The organism is Thalassotalea coralli, from assembly GCF_055786205.1.
Genome location: NZ_JBVVBK010000001.1, coordinates 105,743 through 123,019 on the forward strand (window position 1 = coordinate 105,743; position 17,277 = coordinate 123,019).

General features: G+C 37.2%; 14 protein-coding genes. 10 read left to right on the top strand and 4 right to left on the bottom strand.

Annotated elements, in window-relative coordinates; genetic code table 11:
* Positions 1 to 280: 280 nt before the first annotated feature.
* The 3 genes from ACOB80_RS00435 (at position 281) to ACOB80_RS00445 (ending at position 6,882) form a co-directional block, all read left to right on the top strand.
* The gene (locus ACOB80_RS00435; protein ID WP_473163822.1) at positions 281 to 5,875 is read left to right on the top strand and encodes a Rad50 family protein; all 5,595 of its coding nucleotides are present in this window, start codon (positions 281 to 283) and stop codon (positions 5,873 to 5,875) included.
* Between the two features lie 122 nt (positions 5,876 to 5,997).
* A complete protein-coding gene (locus tag ACOB80_RS00440; protein ID WP_473163823.1) occupies positions 5,998 to 6,600 on the top strand; it encodes a LysE family translocator in 603 nt (200 codons plus the stop codon).
* A 45-nt stretch (positions 6,601 to 6,645) separates the two neighbouring features.
* Positions 6,646 to 6,882: a VF530 family protein gene (locus ACOB80_RS00445; RefSeq protein WP_473163824.1), complete on the top strand. Its 237-nt coding sequence runs from the start codon at positions 6,646 to 6,648 to the stop codon at positions 6,880 to 6,882.
* 73 nt (positions 6,883 to 6,955) lie between these two features.
* On the opposite strand, the gene ACOB80_RS00450 is transcribed toward ACOB80_RS00445, so the two are convergent.
* Positions 6,956 to 7,561 (bottom strand): hypothetical protein, encoded by a 606-nt coding sequence (locus ACOB80_RS00450; RefSeq protein ID WP_473163825.1) that lies wholly within the window; start codon positions 7,559 to 7,561, stop codon positions 6,956 to 6,958.
* Positions 7,562 to 7,978: 417 nt separating this feature from the next.
* Between ACOB80_RS00450 and ACOB80_RS00455 the strand changes: the two genes are divergently transcribed.
* On the top strand, positions 7,979 to 8,656 hold the full coding sequence (locus ACOB80_RS00455; RefSeq protein WP_473163826.1) for a helix-turn-helix domain-containing protein: 678 nt from the start codon (positions 7,979 to 7,981) through the stop codon (positions 8,654 to 8,656).
* 18 nt (positions 8,657 to 8,674) lie between these two features.
* Positions 8,675 to 10,246, top strand: a complete 1,572-nt coding sequence (locus ACOB80_RS00460) for a serine hydrolase domain-containing protein (protein WP_473163827.1) — start codon at positions 8,675 to 8,677, stop codon at positions 10,244 to 10,246.
* Between the two features lie 317 nt (positions 10,247 to 10,563).
* Here ACOB80_RS00460 and ACOB80_RS00465 read toward each other — a convergent pair whose 3' ends face one another.
* Positions 10,564 to 11,412, bottom strand: a complete 849-nt coding sequence (locus ACOB80_RS00465) for a DMT family transporter (RefSeq protein ID WP_473163828.1) — start codon at positions 11,410 to 11,412, stop codon at positions 10,564 to 10,566.
* 102 nt (positions 11,413 to 11,514) lie between these two features.
* Here ACOB80_RS00465 and ACOB80_RS00470 point away from each other — a divergent pair, with 102 nt between their 5' ends.
* The 3 genes from ACOB80_RS00470 to ACOB80_RS00480 all read left to right on the top strand — a co-directional run bounded on the left by ACOB80_RS00470 (position 11,515) and on the right by ACOB80_RS00480 (position 13,901).
* Entirely contained in the window at positions 11,515 to 12,411 is an 897-nt protein-coding gene (locus ACOB80_RS00470) for a LysR family transcriptional regulator (RefSeq protein WP_473163829.1), read from the top strand.
* Between the two features lie 98 nt (positions 12,412 to 12,509).
* Positions 12,510 to 13,418, top strand: a complete 909-nt coding sequence (locus ACOB80_RS00475) for a 6-bladed beta-propeller (protein ID WP_473163830.1) — start codon at positions 12,510 to 12,512, stop codon at positions 13,416 to 13,418.
* A gap of 96 nt (positions 13,419 to 13,514) precedes the next feature.
* On the top strand, positions 13,515 to 13,901 hold the full coding sequence (locus tag ACOB80_RS00480) for a 5-carboxymethyl-2-hydroxymuconate Delta-isomerase (RefSeq protein WP_473163831.1): 387 nt from the start codon (positions 13,515 to 13,517) through the stop codon (positions 13,899 to 13,901).
* 102 nt (positions 13,902 to 14,003) lie between these two features.
* Here ACOB80_RS00480 and ACOB80_RS00485 read toward each other — a convergent pair whose 3' ends face one another.
* Both ACOB80_RS00485 and ACOB80_RS00490 read right to left on the bottom strand, forming a co-directional pair.
* Entirely contained in the window at positions 14,004 to 14,780 is a 777-nt protein-coding gene (locus ACOB80_RS00485; protein WP_473163832.1) for a hypothetical protein, read from the bottom strand.
* A gap of 63 nt (positions 14,781 to 14,843) precedes the next feature.
* The gene (locus ACOB80_RS00490; protein WP_473163833.1) at positions 14,844 to 15,590 is read right to left on the bottom strand and encodes a substrate-binding periplasmic protein; all 747 of its coding nucleotides are present in this window, start codon (positions 15,588 to 15,590) and stop codon (positions 14,844 to 14,846) included.
* Positions 15,591 to 15,699: 109 nt separating this feature from the next.
* On the opposite strand from ACOB80_RS00490, the gene ACOB80_RS00495 reads away from it, so the two are divergent.
* Positions 15,700 to 16,074, top strand: a complete 375-nt coding sequence (locus tag ACOB80_RS00495) for a YacL family protein (RefSeq protein WP_473163834.1) — start codon at positions 15,700 to 15,702, stop codon at positions 16,072 to 16,074.
* Between the two features lie 65 nt (positions 16,075 to 16,139).
* Positions 16,140 to 17,273, top strand: coding sequence for a PQQ-dependent sugar dehydrogenase (locus ACOB80_RS00500; protein ID WP_473163835.1), 1,134 nt, complete (start codon positions 16,140 to 16,142; stop codon positions 17,271 to 17,273).
* Positions 17,274 to 17,277 lie beyond the last annotated feature (4 nt).

The window sequence follows — 17,277 nt, forward strand, 5'->3', positions numbered from 1 at the left end:
TATAATGGTTGTACCTCTTTATTTTAAGCCACACTGCCATAGAAAAGCTGTAAGACTTAAGTCCAATGTTTGATTGTAGTACAAATTTTAATCTTTTTAGCCCGTGCAAAGTTGAAGAATATTAAATTTTTGTCTAAATTTTATACACTGGACAGGGATGTATTATTCACAAGTAAGGGCGTAAATGTGCAACAGCGCTCTCCACTCACATAATTCGATACTGAATATGCAGCACAGCCCTTAATGCTCAGCAACCCATTAGCTGAAGTAAGGACGTGTAATGCATAGAAGAAAAACAAGATTAAAAGGCTTACTAGTAGTTTTCGCGAGTGTTCTATTAGCGCTTGGTATTTGTGGGTTGTTTTACTATTTCAAGATTAAACAAAATGAAAATTATCAAAACCAGCTGCACTTTAGAGCACTTCATGACATCAATACCTCTTTCAATAACGGTATAGAACAGTTACTTAATTATCGAAAGCAATATACTGTTAGAAATGAACAAATACTCAAGATAAACAGAAAGATTGATGAGTTCAATCAATCGACTAGTGATGCGCTGAAAGATAAAGAGGAGTTTCAAAGACAAATTCGTATAGAACAACATGGAGTAGATGAAGAATACAACAAATTAATCGCTGATTTAGCTAGTGCTCAACGAAATAGATACAAAAGGTTGGAAAAAGAATCATCTCTATTGGAGACAAAAATAGCAGATTTAAATAGTGAAATTGATCTCTTAAACCGATCTTATCACACGGTTACCTATGAGCTTTTAGAGCTAATTTACCTTACTCCAAATTACTTTGAAAAAAACGGTGGTACAGAACAAGAGTACACGGAATTTTGCTTTACAAAGGACAACTACTGCGATTGGTTTAACAATGTAAATAGCGTAATAGATAGTCTATTTGAACTCGATTTGGAAAGTGGTGAGCTAAATCAAACTATCGAGCAAAAAATAATTCTAGTTAAAAGTTACATCGGAAAAGAGGGTTCAACAAGTTACCAAACTGAGGCTCTGTACTATCAAAATACAATCAGACCTTTACAGTTAAAAATCGAAAGTACGGTAAATGATATACAGGCGTATAAGAGTGCCTTGAAACTGAAGGTGAAATCTGAAGTTAAGCAAAATCATGAGCAAATACAAACCGCGTGTTCAATGTTCGACGAGTTAGCCAATGAAAATTTAAGTGAGCAAGTTAGAGCCATTGTCGACAGCGCTAATCGCTATTGTCCAAGTGTTCTTAATTCAATCAGTGAAGAAAATAAAAGGATGAAGATTAAGGCAGAGGAAAATAAAGAAGAGATAGCAACTCCATCATCAATAGCTCGGGATCTTGTCGAAAAACAAACGAAATCTAATTCAAGAAGTAAAGCCAAAAATTCACAAAAGGAAAGTCAAATTTATTTTCTGGATTATGATGAAAAAGTATTTGAGTCGAAACTTGAAAATTCTGAACTTGAGCTCGCTAAGTTGGAGAGAAAGCAAAACGCTCATCAAATATATCACCAGTTTTACTCAGAAAGAATTGAAGAGTTTGAAGTAAAGACTAAAAGGCTATATCAACTTCTTTCACAACTCAAAAATAAAACAGAGGAAAAGGAAACACTTAAACTAAGCCTTGAAACTAAAAAAAAGGAATATGGTGAATTTCAAAAGGAAAATACTGAGGAAAGCAAAATACGTGACAAACAGGACAGTAAAAAGTTATCTGAACTAAAAAGTGAATTGCAAGGTATCGAAACTGACTGGGCACAAAAGTTAGTTAATCTTAGCGCTTTTTTTAATCGCTCTTTGAGAGAAGTAACGCCTAATCGAACAGAGACTCAACATGGAACAGAGACTCAACATGGAACAGAGACTCAATATGCAACAGAGACTCAACCGAGATCTGTTAGTGTCTTAATCAAACTTCTTCAACAAAATATTGACTGTTTAAATAGAACAAAACTGAGAAAAGGCAACTGTTTGACAAATATCCCGATCTCTAAGCCGTCTAATGAAAGCAACTCGCTAAGTCAGCTACATGTTGTTATAAACGATGAAAAAGTAGATTCAACTAATATTGATACTAAGATAGTTCTTAATCACTCAGAGAGAATCATTTCAGCGTATAGCCAGATTGTGAGTGAACAAAGTAAAGACGAAAAACAAAAAGCGGCAGAATTCTCAGTTAGCCAGGTTGTGAGTGAACAAAGTAAAGATGAAAAACAAAAAACGGCAGAATTCTCAGTACCAATCACGAATTTTTTTGGACAACACAATGACCGCTATCCTTTGGTCTTGATGGTAAATGAATCGGGAAAACTATTTGCAGAGTTTGCTAATCATAAAATAAATGCCTCATTGGCCGGGTTATCTTTTCATGAAACAAAACATTTGCTTAATAAGGTTATTGGCAAGCAAATAAAAGATAGTAAAACGTCAACTAAAACTGCTTCACAATCGCAATCTAATAAGTTGATTATTGGTGCTACAGAGTCTAGTGATAAGAAAATAGGCCTTGGTTATTCTGACTATACTGATGTTGAAATTGCTGGCCGTGCATTTAGGCTCTTCGTAAGCCCTATTTCAATTGCTGGAAAAGTAAGGCTTATTGATAACGACAAAAGTAACATCGAACAACTGTATTTAATTGGCTTTAGAGAGCGTTCGGAATTAACCTCAGCAAAGTTAGCGATTCCCAGAACGATTGTAATCAGCGCAATAATAGTGTTGTTGATATTGATTGGCTTTATTCCTCTTTTGAAAATACGGCTAATTAATCATAGCCAGTCTTTTAGTAAAGTAGATCGCCATACTGCCTTACTAGGAGTACTGCTGATTATTGTGTGTACGTCGGTTGGACTGACGAGTTTATATAAGCACATAGAAATTAAAGAAAATATCACCAACAAAGGGCGTTCTATTCTTGTGCAGCTGAGAAACCAGTTTAATTTGGAAATCGAATTATTAGCCAAGTACGCACATGAAAATATTAGAAGCGTTAAACCAGATACCTCGCAAGATAATACTTACAAAAATACAGATAGCTTATTCGATCAGAATAAAAGGGGTTTTCTTAAAAATAGCGACTTGTTTTTGGACAACTTGTTTTATTTGCAAGCATCAGACAATTTAGAAAGCAGTAGTTTTTTAACTGGAAAGGTTTTGTGGTCTACCTCTAATGCCTTTAGAGATCCGTTTGAATCTAAAAAAATAGATTTAAGCTCAAGAGAATACGTTAGGAGAGGGCTACTAAATAATGTCTGGGATGTTGATTTCAATATATCAGAAGATGAATGTAGAGGTATCTTCATCGAGAGGCTTTATAACTTGCGAGAAGGCCAGCTTACAACACAGTTTTCGAGAGCTTGTAATCTTTCTCAACCTTCTCGTCCAAAGAATCAAACGATTAATGATGCGTTATCTTATAGTTCACGTTTGAACACTTTCTCTAAAGCTGTTTTACCTGCAAATTTTGGTTTTGCTATTTATGATCAAAAGACTGGTATTGTGCTTTATCACAGTGAAGATGAAGCCAGGAGTTTAGTAGAAAACTTTTATGTTGAAACCGACAATAACAGCTTATTCAAATCAATTGAAAAGACACCATATTTATATGATTACCCATTAAATTTTGACGCTATCTACCGTGGCAAAATACATAACATGAGTGTGGGGAATGTTAACCCTGATATTCCATGGCGATTAGTTGTGTTTTATGACAAAGAAGAGCTAAATGTTATCAATTTAATGGCAATTTTTATTTCAATTTTTTTTGGGGTGCTTCTAATTGTAGTTGTATACGTTTTTTTCTTAGCTAGTTCTAAAATAGAACGTTGGAGATTGTTCTGGCCTATGCCTCATATTCATATTGGTAAAACGCTCTGGGCGTTTCGATATATAGTTTTATTGGGAGTTATGGTTTTTAGCTGGAGTGCCTTTTTCACCACGTTTGTGTTAGATGTGCATGAAGCGCGATTCAAACAATTAATAAATGCAGAGCTAGGAGAAGAAATTCAACAGAAAATTGATAAATCAATCAATTATAAAAAGAGGATTATCGATAATTTTGATAAAACCAAATTTCCTAAGTATGACTTTGCCAATTGTTATCTAGGCTATTCATTAGGGCAACAAAGTGTGGAAAACAAAACCCATGGTAGTTTAATTAGAGATAACTCGAGCGTTCAAGGTGCTCAGTACTGTAAGTTAACAGCAGGTACAAATATTAAAAAACAACAAAATACCTATTCAGAGACAAGTTCCGAGTTGGGTGACAGAAATAACTATATTGAACAAGTTGTTGAATATTTTTGGCAGTTTGTATTTATGAGTACAGACATAGACGATGCATTGTTGCTGACGAGCATGTTAGATTCAGTGGCGCCTAATAGAGTCGTTAATATACATGATAGTATGGTGAACACTAGATTAAATGAGTATGTATTCACGCAGAAACTAAAAGAATCGCCTTTATTTATAGACAAGAACTATGAGTCGGATTTGAAGAAAACGTTTGACAATATATCACTAGTTTTGATCGTTACTTTTTTTATATTTTGTATTTATTCTATTTTTAGATTATTCACTAAACGGTTCCTTGGCTTTGAAATTGGTACTCATTTCAGACAGACGAGTAAAGCATTTTCTTTTGAAGAGTACGTAAAAAGCGACAAGCTTGACCGATACCCTTACATTCAAGTAATAAGGCCAACCAGCGCCTTAACTATAAAAATAGAAACGGAATTATCCGCTCAAAATACTAACGATACCTCTGAGCTAAACCTAAATAATTTATCGCCACTGTTAAGTTATGTTGTGGATATATCTACATTAGATTTTAATGATGAATTGGTTAGCGACTGGGCTGGCTTTACTTTGGATAAATTGTTTGTCGAAGAAGGCGTAGAGTTTCAATCAATTAACGGGGGAACCATCTTCTTAAAAGGGTTAGAAAACGTTGCTAGTCGCCCTAAAGAACGAGGGCTTGCTCTTGAACTTTTTGAAGCCTTACTCGACATGAAAAATATTCGTATAGTACTACTTTGTGAACTAGCGCCTTTGTATATGCTTATCAATCGAGAAGCGTATCCAGTGGAAGGTGAAGTGGAGAAAAATGTTGAACCTTCTGAAAAGCTAAGGTGGGCAAACGTACTTAGGAATTTTGAAAAAATTTATCAGTGGAATGCTAGTTTCAGTAAGACATTTAGTCAAAATAATACTGCAATGAAAGCCCTTTATTCTGAATCAACAGGGTGGCCAGAGTTAAACGATTTAGTTGAACAGTTTTGCATTTTTCAACGTGTTAAGGGTAAAAGACTAGCTTCGGGAGGTGAATTTGAATCTTTTGATCACCAACAGTTGGTACAAATTAATAGAAACATTACGAGCGATCGGTTTGAAGAGTCAATTGAACTCATTAATAAGGACTGGACACCAAGTCAAGTCGTAGAATTTTTCTCGGCTAATGCTAGCGCTTTCTATCGTTTTCGTTGGGAGTTATGTACTAAAGACGAAAGGTTATTATTATTCCAAATTGCCAAAGGGCAAGAACCTAACCCTAGAAACAGGGCTCCTATTGAGCATTTAACTCGTCGTGGTTACATTTATCGAGATCATGGTTGGCATATTATCAACGAAAGCTTCGCTGAATTTGTGTTAACCGCTGAACCGATAGATGTCATGGAAGCATGGGCTGATGAAGCAAATGAAAGTGTCTGGCGCTATTTAAGAATACCTTTCTTTGCATTGATAATATCACTGGCAGCAATTATGACTTACTCAGCAACCGATGCGGTTGAATCTGCTGTAGGTATTCTAACGGCGATACTTGGGCTAATTCCTATGGCAGTAAGAAGCTTGTCAGCGATAAAAGGCGGCTAACTTACAAAGTGCATAGCTGGTAAAACTGTGTAGGTTTGATTTTCGTTTGTTTGTATATGTTAGGTTTTGTTTGTTAGCGTAAAGTAAAGGCATTAGGTTTTACTTATGACTTGGACAAAGAAATGGAAATCATCGCGTTAGCACTATTTGTATTATCTACCTCTGGTACACCAGGGCCTAACAATATTATGTTACTAAGCTCAGGCGTTAACTTTGGTGTTAAGAAAAGCTTGCCTCATATATTCGGTATTAATTTGGGCTTCCCGATCATGGTGATAGCAGTTGGCTTGGGTCTCGCTGCTTTGTTTCAGCAATTCCCTGTGCTTTACACCTTAATGAAGTATGTTGGCATCGCTTATTTACTTTACTTAGCCTTTAAAATCGCAACCACGCCGGTTTCAGCTAAGGCTAAAGAACAAGCGTCACCAATTTCTTTTATTCAAGCCGCTGCATTTCAGTGGGTAAACCCTAAAGCATGGATTATGGCGATAAGTGCGATTGTGGCGTTTTCCACAGCGCAAGATGCTTCGCTGTTTGAAGTGCTAGCCGTGGCAATAGCATATTTGGTTTTTGGCTTGCCATGTTCTTTTGCTTGGCTTTTTGTTGGCGCAGGCTTAAAAGGTGTCCTTGAAAATCCTGTGTTTTTAACTTGGTTTAATCGTTTAATGGCTTTGTTACTTGTTCTATCAATCTCTCCAATGTTAGGAACAACAATTTCAGGGTAGCAATTAAACGGGTATAATGAATTTTTACTTTATTTTATGAACGACATGAATAAACAGCCAAACAATCCATTACATGGCATAACGCTTGAGGCGATGTTAAATCAACTAGTTGATAAAATTGGTTGGCAAAGAATGGGACAAACGGTTGATATTCGTTGTTTCAATAATGACCCGTCCATTAAATCGAGTTTAAAGTTTCTAAGACGAACGCCTTGGGCAAGAGCCAAAGTAGAAGAGATGTACCTAAATGTGTTTCATGGCTTTAAGTGGCCAAAAGAATAAAGGTTTGAGTTAACTCATTTTAATCGTGTAGATTTTTAGAAAATAATAGTTAACTCAAACAAAATGAAAAGCGCTAAATTTGATGTTTTCTATTGGTACGAATAAGTAACACTGCGATAAAAGCCGTTATCATTAATAGCCAAGAAGAAGGCGTTGGTACAGCGACAGAGTCAGCAGTATAAGAGAGGGCATCAAAACCATAAGTCGCCAATAAACTTTGGTCGCCATTGCCCGTTAACGTAAATGACCTAATCGCTGTATCGCTAATAACACCGAAAAAGGTACTTTCGTTCCACACATCGGTCACTCTTAGTGCATCTAAAATTTCGTGTCCTGCACTGTCACTGTAGTGCAAGTTACTTCCATTTAACTCGTTTAAATCAAAGCCAATAGCAAACACATCGTGCTCAAAGCTTACGGTAAAGTGATCTCGTTCTCTAATCGATAAAGCATGTGTTCCTTCACTTACGTGACTAGAGGTCGTGCGGTATTTGTGAAAATTAGTACCTGATGACAGAATAACTTCGGTTAGATCTTTGTCATTAAATCCGTCAAAAGCCAAAGATGAATTTGCCGCGTTTTCAAATGCGTCACGGTCTGTAAATAATATAAGTCCTGCGTGTGCTTGCATTACAAATAACGTAAGCAAAGCCACTAAAGTACGATTAACGATTACCACGTTGTATTACCTCTTGTTAATTAGTACCGATTGGTACAACCATCGTTTAAGCTTTTTCCTTTAAGCGTGGGTAATCATAAGATTTAAATGTGCAGCAATTATGGAAGAAGAATCAGATTTTGTGTTTTATAGAGTTAAAGATAGTAATAAAAACTAACAAAGATTAGGCATGTAACCACCAGTTTCCGCTTTTTTATGTATTTTTCGTTAATTAGTTTTATCTTTATTTGCGGCAGAATTTCCTAAGACCTTAATAAATAATCCGTTAATTGTTTCTTAGTTTCCTTAAAATTAATTATAAAAAAACTTGATAAATGGCCTTTGGCGGGTAGGTGGCGGCTTATGGCGTGAAGGTGGCGTACACAAAAAACGGCCTATCATTTAATATAGCGGTAAATGTATTTGGGTAATAGCAGCATGGTTTCAGGAAACAAGATAAAACTACTGAGAACGAGTAACGGATGGTCTCAAGAACAGCTTGCGGAAATATCTGGTTTAGGGTTAAGAACCATCCAGAGGATAGAAAAAGAAGGCAATTGTTCTTTGGAATCGAAACTGGCTTTATCATCGGCATTTTCGACTTCCCCCAATGAATTATATGACGGCAGTGCGCAGGATATACCTTTAAAGGAAGGTGTAAATTGGGACGGAATTGTTGGTCTCTTCATTTCTTTTGGGTTGATTTTCTCAATATTTTTTATCTCGGGAACACCTAAATATTATTTAGATTTCTGGTCCATCACACTGGTCACTGTTCTTCCTTTTGGGTTGAGTTGTATTTCTGCAGGTGTAAAAAATTCATTGAGGGTCTATCAAAACATTTCTTGGTTGTTTGTTATTCCAAAAAGTATCAAGCCGAAACCCAAATTGATTCCTTGTATTAGAAGAATGATTTTTTATTCTTATGTCTCAGGTGTCTTGGGTGGAATCTTGTCCCTTATCGCTATTTTTTCAAACATAGCAATTGCAGATAAAAGTTTTTGGCCTGCAATTGCTATTTCGTTGATCAGTCCGTTACACGCCATTTTATTTTCTGAGCTGATCCTCCGTCCTCTTAAACACAAGTACGAACAAGTTTTTTATTATTCAAACTAATTTTCTCGAAGGTAGGCAATGAAATTATTAATTATCCTTATCAGCTTTTTCTCATTTGGTGCTTTTGCTTCGGACAAAGACCTCGCGATAATTCAGTCGCAGTTAGATAAATATATTAGCGACGGTGAACCTGGATGTTCAGTAGTTTACGGGAATAAAAAACAAATCTTATTCCGGTCTAAAGGCGTTGAAAAAATTCCATCTGATAAGTTAATAACAGAAAATACTCGATTTTTAGCGGCTTCAGTCTCTAAGCAATTTACTGCTCATCTTGCTTTGTTATTAGCTGAAAAGGGGAAGCTGAGTTTGCATTCGACACTTGAAAGCGTATTAACCGATGTGCCTAATTCAAACAAGTTAACTCCAGTTCACCTAATGAACCACACAAGTGGTATCGCTGATCATTGGACGGTTTTTGAAGCTCAAGGAAAAAGTTTGAATGACACTTACCTACAATCGGATGCACTTGATTTAATAACTTCCAGTACTTTTTTGGAATTTAAACCTGGAACTGAGTACTCCTACTCTAATGGCGGTTACGTCGCATTAACATATGCTATTGAAAAAATAACTGGAAGCTCCTTAAATACGATTTTATCTGAGTATGTATTCGATCAGTTAGACATAAGCGCACAGTTTTTAGATAGCCCAAATTCAGAGCCTGCTAATTTGATTCATGGACACATAAAGGATAGGCAAGGTAACTTTAAATATAAAAAATATAACTCTTATATTTACGGTCCGTCTAACCTAATGATTACGGCAAAAGAGTTAGCTGCCTGGGCGCATTATTTAAATGCTAACTTGTTAGAGAAAGAAGGTAAATTTAACGGTGATGGGTTGTCTGGTTTTAATTATGCTGCAGGATTGTTCGTTGATAGCGATGAAAAAGGAACAAGCTTTTATCATCATGGTGGTTATTATGAGCATGCAACTCAAGATATCGTGCTTATGCCCAGTCGAAATGAATTTGCGATTGCTTTGTGTAACCGATCGGATTTTCGCCCAGCGAAAATTACTAGAGGCATTCTAAAAGAAATGAATTCACTTCATCAGAAACAAAACATTGCGAGTAACTTTACTAAGAAGAAGATGATAAATCCTGGTTTTTATATAAGCAAAAGCAAAAAAAAGTCTGCTTTTTTCTTTCAAGACGAAGGAGAGTACTTCTACTATGGGGAGTTAGTGAGTTCTCCTAAGAAGTTACAACGATTAGCAAACAGTTTATGGGTAGTAGAGCTTTCTGCGAGTAATGTCTTTATCGAAGTTGGCAGCCAAAACACCGTGATGGTGAGAAATGAACAGAAAGAGTATGAACTAGATCTAGTGTCGGAAGCTCAAAGTAAAGAGCCAGTAATTAACGATACAGTTTTTTCCAATGACTTAATTGGCGATATTCGTCTAACACTAGGTGAAACTAGCAGTATCGAGTTTTTATCAGGGCTAGGTAAGTTTCCCTTAACTTGCTTTGACGGTAATCTGTGCTTTGGGGAATACGGGTACTTTGTTTTACATAGGAAAACACCTTCGACTCTACTTTTATCAACTCATCATATTGAGAATTTAGAGTTTACTAAGCAGCATGAGTAAAGTAACTTATTCAAGCAATTAAAGAGCAGAGACGAGTCAGGGCCCGACCAGATTATCAGCTTAGGGAAAGGGATGTATTTGTACTTATTTCGTCTAACCAACTTTATCACTCGATAAAAATTACGGAGTTTTTAATTTACAAGAAGCGACGACTTCCTGAGCTATTTTAAGTTAGGTGTATCCAGTGATATCTCTGTTGGTGATTAGATAAGATATTGAAGAGTCTGAAAGGCGATATTCATTGAGTTATTGCCAACTGGGACATAAAAAGTTTATTTTTGAGTACTTTCTATGCGCTGTTTATTAAACCTGCTTTACTAATTTTTCTTGACGATTACCGGTAGCGTGCCAACTAAAATAATAAAGCCGCCAATGATGGTCCATCCATCTACACTGGTACCCAAAAACAACGTACCAATGGTTGACACAATAATAAGTCGGCTAAAGTCTATTGGGAGTAACAAACTCGCGTCTGCTAAAGAGAAGGCTTTAGACATAGCGTATTGAGAAGCACTAAATCCGGCGCCAATTAATAACAATAGAGTCCACTGAGGTTGGGTTGGCATCACCCAATCTGTGAGAGCTAATAAAGAGGTAAGTGGCAAAATGAGAGTGAGCTGAAAGGCGACTATTGTATTGTTATCGTCGTATTGCGTTAGCTTTTTTACCGAGACAAAAGCTACAGCAGCCATCACCGCAGCTATTGATGCTGCAACTACACCATATAGATCGCTGTAAAAGCTTGGCCTTAATAAGATAATGACACCTATAAAACCTAGCAACATCGCCATCGCTTTGTTTTTGGTCATCGTTTCTTGTAACAACATACATGAAAACAAGTTAGCGATAATGGGAGCTGAAAATGATATGGCGACAACTAAGGGCAGAGGAATAGTAGATAATGCGTAAAACATTGAATAACCCCCGAACAGTGCAGCACACGCCCGAATAATGTGAAGTGGTAATTGGTGTGTTTTAAATAAGGTAGCTCTTTGTTTTACCATTAACGGAAAGATGAACATAAATCCAATGACGGTTCTGAAAAAGAGTAAGGTGCTGATAGATAAATCCTTGCTTAAATAGCTAGTGGTTACGAGTACTAACGAATGTGTTAATGCATAGACTCCCATATAAATAATCGCGTGTTTTGTGTGTAAAGTTTTCATAATGTTTAATTGTGATGAAACACGTAAGCGTAACTATATGCTTTTTACTTAATGGAATTAATGTGGCTTAATGACAATAATTTGTTCCATAAAGGAAAATATATGAGACGTGAAAATGATAAGTTTCATTACATGCATGTGTTTCATGAAGTCGTTAACCAAGGGTCATTTACTAAAGCGGCAGAATCGTTAGATATGACAACATCATCGGTAAGTAAGGTGGTGAATCAATTAGAGAAATCTCTAAAGGTTAAATTGTTAAATAGAACGACTCGTCATCAAAGTTTGACTGATAGCGGCAGAATTTACATGGCATATGCTGGTCAGCTATTGAATCAGTTTAAAGAAATGGAGCAACAAGTTCAGAGCCAAAATATCGAACCTACGGGCTATTTAAAAGTTGCGATGCCCGCAGCTTTAGGTCAGTTCTTTGTATCGCCAAAGTTGCATAATTTTCAAAGGTCTTACCCTAAAATTAAGATAGAGCTTATTTTAAATGAGACCATTGTTGATGTAGCTGCTCAAGGATTTGACTTAGCGGTTCAATCTATTGTCCCTCCAGCGCAATCAGCGCTTTACTCTACAAACATCGGGAAACATCGACAAAAGTTAGTCGCATCGCCCGATTATCTGGCAAGACAGAAAAAAATCAGCATGCCAGAGCAATTAAACGAGTTAAATCTACTGAGCTACAAAGGGCCCCAAATTTCAGAGGTATGGTCGTTCAGGCGAAAAAGTATATTGTCAGAAATAACGCCAGCTCCTGTTTTTACGAGTAATAGCTATTTTACTTTACTGCAATCTGCAAAAAATGGTGTGGGTGTGGCCAATTTGTACCAATACATGGTGGATGAAGAGATTGAGAAAGGAAATTTAATTGAATTGCTGCCAGACTGGAAGCAGATATCTCGCGAGCGCTACGCTGTTTACCAGCAACGCAGAGACTCATCGCTCAAACTAGATCTTTTCATTAAGTTCTTAGGTTCATTATTTGAGTAGTTTTTCTTTTAAAGAAAAACAGAATGCATTTTTCAGTAGTTAATTCTCTTCGGTTATTTACGTAACCTTTTGCTCACTAATTTACTGTGAGTAGAAAAATGAAGAAAGCTATACAAGTTCTATTGTTTATGTGCGTATCTTTTTACGCTTCAGCAAATAATGAATACACGGTCAAACAAGCCGATCTTAAACTACCTGAGTCTTGGGCTTTTGGTGAGGTTGTAGGAGTCGTTGAAAATAAATATGGCCACAAATACGTGTTTAATCGTGGCCAACATCAATTATTGGAATTCGATAAGCAAGGTCGTTTTGTCAAAGAAATTGGCAAAGGTCAGTTTGTTAACCCAAATGGCTTGCGTATAGACCGCCACGGCAACATTTGGACTGTTGATGGGGGTACTCATTTGATCCAACGATTTTCAGTCGATGGTGACATCACTATGGTACTCGGAATGAAAGGAAGAGCGAGTGAAGGGTGGTTCGATCGAGATTACAACATGGTTTTATTCAACAACCCTGAGGATGTCGGATTTGATAAAGCTGATAATATTTTTGTTGTTGATAGAGGTAATCACCGTATTGTAAAGCTTGATTCGAATGGCTTGTTTTTAAAAGCTTGGGGGACAAAGGGGGCAAGCAAAGGAGAGTTTAATTTCGCTCATTCGGTTGTAGTGGATAAACACGATAGAGTCTTGATTGCTGATAGAGAAAATAAGCGTATTCAGCTGTTTGATTTAGAGGGCAAGTTTATAGAACAGTGGAAAAATATTGGTTACCCGTATGTGCTGGCGCTGTTTAAAGATACCGTTTGGTTCACCGACGCTCGTCACGAGCGAGTTAAACAATTGGACTCTAATGGGAACTTACTTCTCACTATTCAAGGTGAAAAAGGACGAAACCCTGATCAATTTGGCTTTGTTCACGGCCTAAGTGTGAGTAATAACGGGCACTTATTTGTTACACAGATCTTAAACTGGAGTGTTTTAGAACTCAGGTTACAGCGTTAATTATTTGAGTGTGAACATTCGTTAATCAAAATTTGTTCTGTTAGATAGTGTGCATGTGTTTAACAACATTTAAAGCACATCATGGGAGTAGTTGTAATGCCACATTTTGTCGTGGATTGTTCAGAAAGCGTATTTAAGGTACATAGAGAAACGTCGATTTTAAAGAAAATACATGAAGTAGCAACTTCGACGGGACTGTTTGTCGAGTCTGACATTAAAGTTCGGATTAACCCTTTTACAGCCTTTCTAGTTGGCAATGAAAGCGAAGATTTTATTCATATATTTGCACATATCATGGAGGGGCGAACTGACCAGCAAAAAGAACGCTTATCGAAGTTAACTGTGTGTCGATTAGTTGAGCTTTTTCCTCATGTGCCGAATATTGCGATGAATATTAGTGATTTTGATAAGAGCAGTTACTGCAATAAGGAATTTATACGCGTATCGACATTAGGTGATAAGCCTCGAAAATCATCTATGTAGTTCAGCTATTCCAAGGTAAGCTTCTGGCAAACATGTGGCTGTCAGGTTTAAATAAGTTCAAAAGAGCAAACCTGACAGGTTAGGCATATTGGTTTAGAAAAGTTACTTACCTCTTTGCTCTTTGAGTTTTTTCATGTGTTCTTTAAATGCACGTTCCATTTTGGTGAGACCACAATTGAAGTGTTCCGTAACCACTTCGCCGTCTAGCCCTGTAATCGTGCTTAAATCACGAGTAATAGAGCAACGCCCATCGCCAGTATTTCTGATAGAGATGTCACCTGATAATTGTTGTGTTTGCATCGTTTCTTTTTCACTTTCGGTGAGTTGCTTCTTACTGTGAGGAACTACTTGCGGTGTGCCGTGAAGCTTAGAGCCTGTATTTGGGTTGTTTGATTCTCGTAAGACACTGTCGAACAACTGTCTATCTAACGCTTTGTTACGTAACCTTAATTGCTCTAAACTAGAGTATGCAATTGGCTTTTTCGGCTTAACTAATTCTTCTTGTTCCACAGCTTCTGACGCTAACTCGGTTGCAGTTGTTTTCGTGTTTTCAGTCTGTTGAGCTTCTTGCTTTTCATCAGCTTGAACGTCTTCTATTTCGATATCCTTTATCGGTTCAACTTTTTCCTCAACTTTTTCAACTAATTCTTCTTTTTCTTCTACGATCGGCTCTTCTTCAGCTTCTAATGGTTCTGGCTTTTCAGGTATAGGCTTCTCCATTGCGGGAACTTTAGGCGGCGTGTATATATAGCTATTGATGGGTAACTTATGTGATGGGTTTTCTGTCACTTGGTAATGAATGGTGCCGCTTATCGCCCATAGTAGTGCGCAGTGCAAAATAACTGATAGCCATATTCCTTTATTAACTTTGCTGCTCACTAAATGTCTCGTACTTGTTTATCTACTCGAAAATAGACACTAAGGCCTTGTAAAGGTTCAGAGTTATTTTGAAATCTGTGGAAGTGTTATGGTTAGTTGCGCTTTTTTAATTTGTTGATACTTTGCAATGACAGGCGAGTTTTTGGCTAATGCTAAATATGAACCTATCAATTGTGTGTTCTTATATGGAGCCAATTTAAGTTTCTCTTCATAATTGGTGTCAGTTAGCCAAGGTCTAATGGATTCTTCTCGTTCAGCAAACGTATCAATACGATTTTTCAACAACAAATTAACCAGTTGGTCGTGATCTGCCGCCTCAACTTTAGTTAAGCTGGCATCAGTATCAAATTCATGGAAATATTTTGCGCCGCGCAGTACGCCAATTGTTAACGGTTTAAGGTCTTGGAACTGAGAAAGTGTGATGTTTGCACCTTTTGCTAAAAAGAAATGTAACGGTTGCTTTTGCACACTAAAAGGAGGTTCGATAAAACGTAAGTATTGCGCTCGGTCTTCGGTTTTTCTTATGCCAACCATGATATCTGCGTGACCTTTTTCAAGCAGCGCTAAGCAACGAGCGAAAGGGCATCGTGTAATTTTTAAATCGTGCTCGATAAGTTTCGCTAATTTGCGTACAAGTACTATATGGCTTCCATAAAATTTGCCACCTTCATATTGACTATAAGGAGGCTCAATATAGGCTGCAAGATGCAATGTTGGGCGTTGTTCTGCAAAGGAAAAACTAGCTAATAAGCAGGCAAATATCGCTATTGGTAAGCGCAGGTTTATACGGGGAGATAACTTTTTGAACATAATTGGGAATTATAGGCCGATTTTTGCATACATCAATAATCATTTGTTCTGCTCTATTACCTTATATCCTCTATAATAATAGCTATATGAAGAAGTGTTGAGGTAAAAGATGGAATACGAATTTACACATGACATGGCAACTGGTGGCGCAAAAGCAAATTTCTCCTTTGAGCATCAGTTAATCGGTCCTTGGTTAGAAACAGAGGTAGGTTCTGATATTGAATCTTTAACAGAAGTACTGCAAGGAGTTGAATCTGTTGAGCAAGGTAAACAGCAAGAATTGACTATTGTCGGTAAAGAATATTCATTAACGCTGACAAAAAATGACGCTATTGTTCAATTAAATGCCTTGGTTAATGGCAGTGCTCAGCTTCCAGAAGAGTTGGCGGTTGATACAGACGCGTTTGAGCAGCAAGGCGCAAATTGCGGGATTGACGATTTTCGTTCGATATTATTATCGTGGGCCCAATTTACTAAAAAATAGCGATAGAATCTTAGCTTAGTGCCTGTTATTGTTTAGTTTAAATGTACTCTCTGGGAGATCTTTAGTTGAAATATTCTGCGTTAATGCCGATGTTATTGTCGGTTTCTTTATTATCTTTTGCTAATGATCTAAGCCTTTCATCTAAAAGTAACCAATACAGTTTAAAGCCGATTGCCGCTGATGTAGGAATACCTTGGGCTATTCAGCAATTGCCCAGTAAGAATTTGTTAGTGACGCAGCGCTCAGGAAAGTTATGGCTAGTTAACCCTGTAAGCGGAAAAAAACAGATTATTGCTGGTTTACCTTCAATTGATGACGGAGGACAAGGCGGACTACTCGATGTAATACTTGATCCTAATTTCGATAAAAATCAGTTCATTTACTTTACTTATTCTAAGCAGCATGCACAGCATGATTATAAAAATACTGTGTTAGCGCGAGCGAAACTGTCGAATGATGAAATCACGCTTTCTCAAGTCACCACTTTGTATCAGGCACAATCGCAAAGCTCTACAGGGCGCCATTTTGGTAGTCGAATCGCATTTGATCAACATGGCTTTATTTATTTTTCAATAGGCGACCGTGGTAAACGTGATGAATACCCACAGGATGTAACGATAGACAGCGGTAAAATATACCGTTTAACGGCTTCGGGAAGTGTTCCTGACGACAATCCTTTTGTGAATAACCCTAAGGCAGTAAAAGCAATATACAGCTATGGTCATAGGAACCCGCAAGGACTATATTTTGATAAACAGTCTAATACGTTGTGGTCACACGAGCATGGTCCTAGAGGCGGCGACGAACTAAATATTGTTAGGGCTGGCCTTAATTACGGCTGGCCTACGGTTACTTTTGGGCGAAATTATATTGGTACGAGTATTTCAGATAAGACGCATTTAGAAGGTATAACCCCCCCTGTTTTACACTGGACACCTTCTATTGCTCCGAGCGGTTTAGTTAAGGTAACTTCTAAACAATATCCTTATTTACAAGACAAGTTACTCGTAGGGTCACTAAAGTTTAGCTATATTGTTGTTGTAGATGTCTCTAATGTTAAAGAGCCACAACAAGAATATATCTTGCCAGACAGTGGTAGGGTTCGTAGCTTGCATCAAGGGATAGACGGAAAGATTTATGTTGGGATTGATGGCAAGGGGATTTTTGAAATTACCGCTAAAGCCGCAAACCAAAAATAAAAAT

Excerpts from the sequence above, each read along its gene's own strand:
- ACOB80_RS00435 (WP_473163822.1), top strand. The coding sequence starts at position 281 with ATGCATAGAAGAAAAACAAGATTAAAAGGCTTACTAGTAGTTTTCGCG.
- ACOB80_RS00440 (WP_473163823.1), top strand. The coding sequence starts at position 5,998 with ATGGAAATCATCGCGTTAGCACTATTTGTATTATCTACCTCTGGTACA.
- ACOB80_RS00445 (WP_473163824.1), top strand. The coding sequence starts at position 6,646 with ATGAATAAACAGCCAAACAATCCATTACATGGCATAACGCTTGAGGCG.
- ACOB80_RS00455 (WP_473163826.1), top strand. The coding sequence starts at position 7,979 with ATGGTTTCAGGAAACAAGATAAAACTACTGAGAACGAGTAACGGATGG.
- ACOB80_RS00460 (WP_473163827.1), top strand. The coding sequence starts at position 8,675 with ATGAAATTATTAATTATCCTTATCAGCTTTTTCTCATTTGGTGCTTTT.
- ACOB80_RS00465 (WP_473163828.1), bottom strand. The coding sequence starts at position 11,412 with ATGAAAACTTTACACACAAAACACGCGATTATTTATATGGGAGTCTAT.
- ACOB80_RS00470 (WP_473163829.1), top strand. The coding sequence starts at position 11,515 with ATGAGACGTGAAAATGATAAGTTTCATTACATGCATGTGTTTCATGAA.
- ACOB80_RS00475 (WP_473163830.1), top strand. The coding sequence starts at position 12,510 with ATGAAGAAAGCTATACAAGTTCTATTGTTTATGTGCGTATCTTTTTAC.
- ACOB80_RS00480 (WP_473163831.1), top strand. The coding sequence starts at position 13,515 with ATGCCACATTTTGTCGTGGATTGTTCAGAAAGCGTATTTAAGGTACAT.
- ACOB80_RS00490 (WP_473163833.1), bottom strand. The coding sequence starts at position 15,590 with ATGTTCAAAAAGTTATCTCCCCGTATAAACCTGCGCTTACCAATAGCG.
- ACOB80_RS00495 (WP_473163834.1), top strand. The coding sequence starts at position 15,700 with ATGGAATACGAATTTACACATGACATGGCAACTGGTGGCGCAAAAGCA.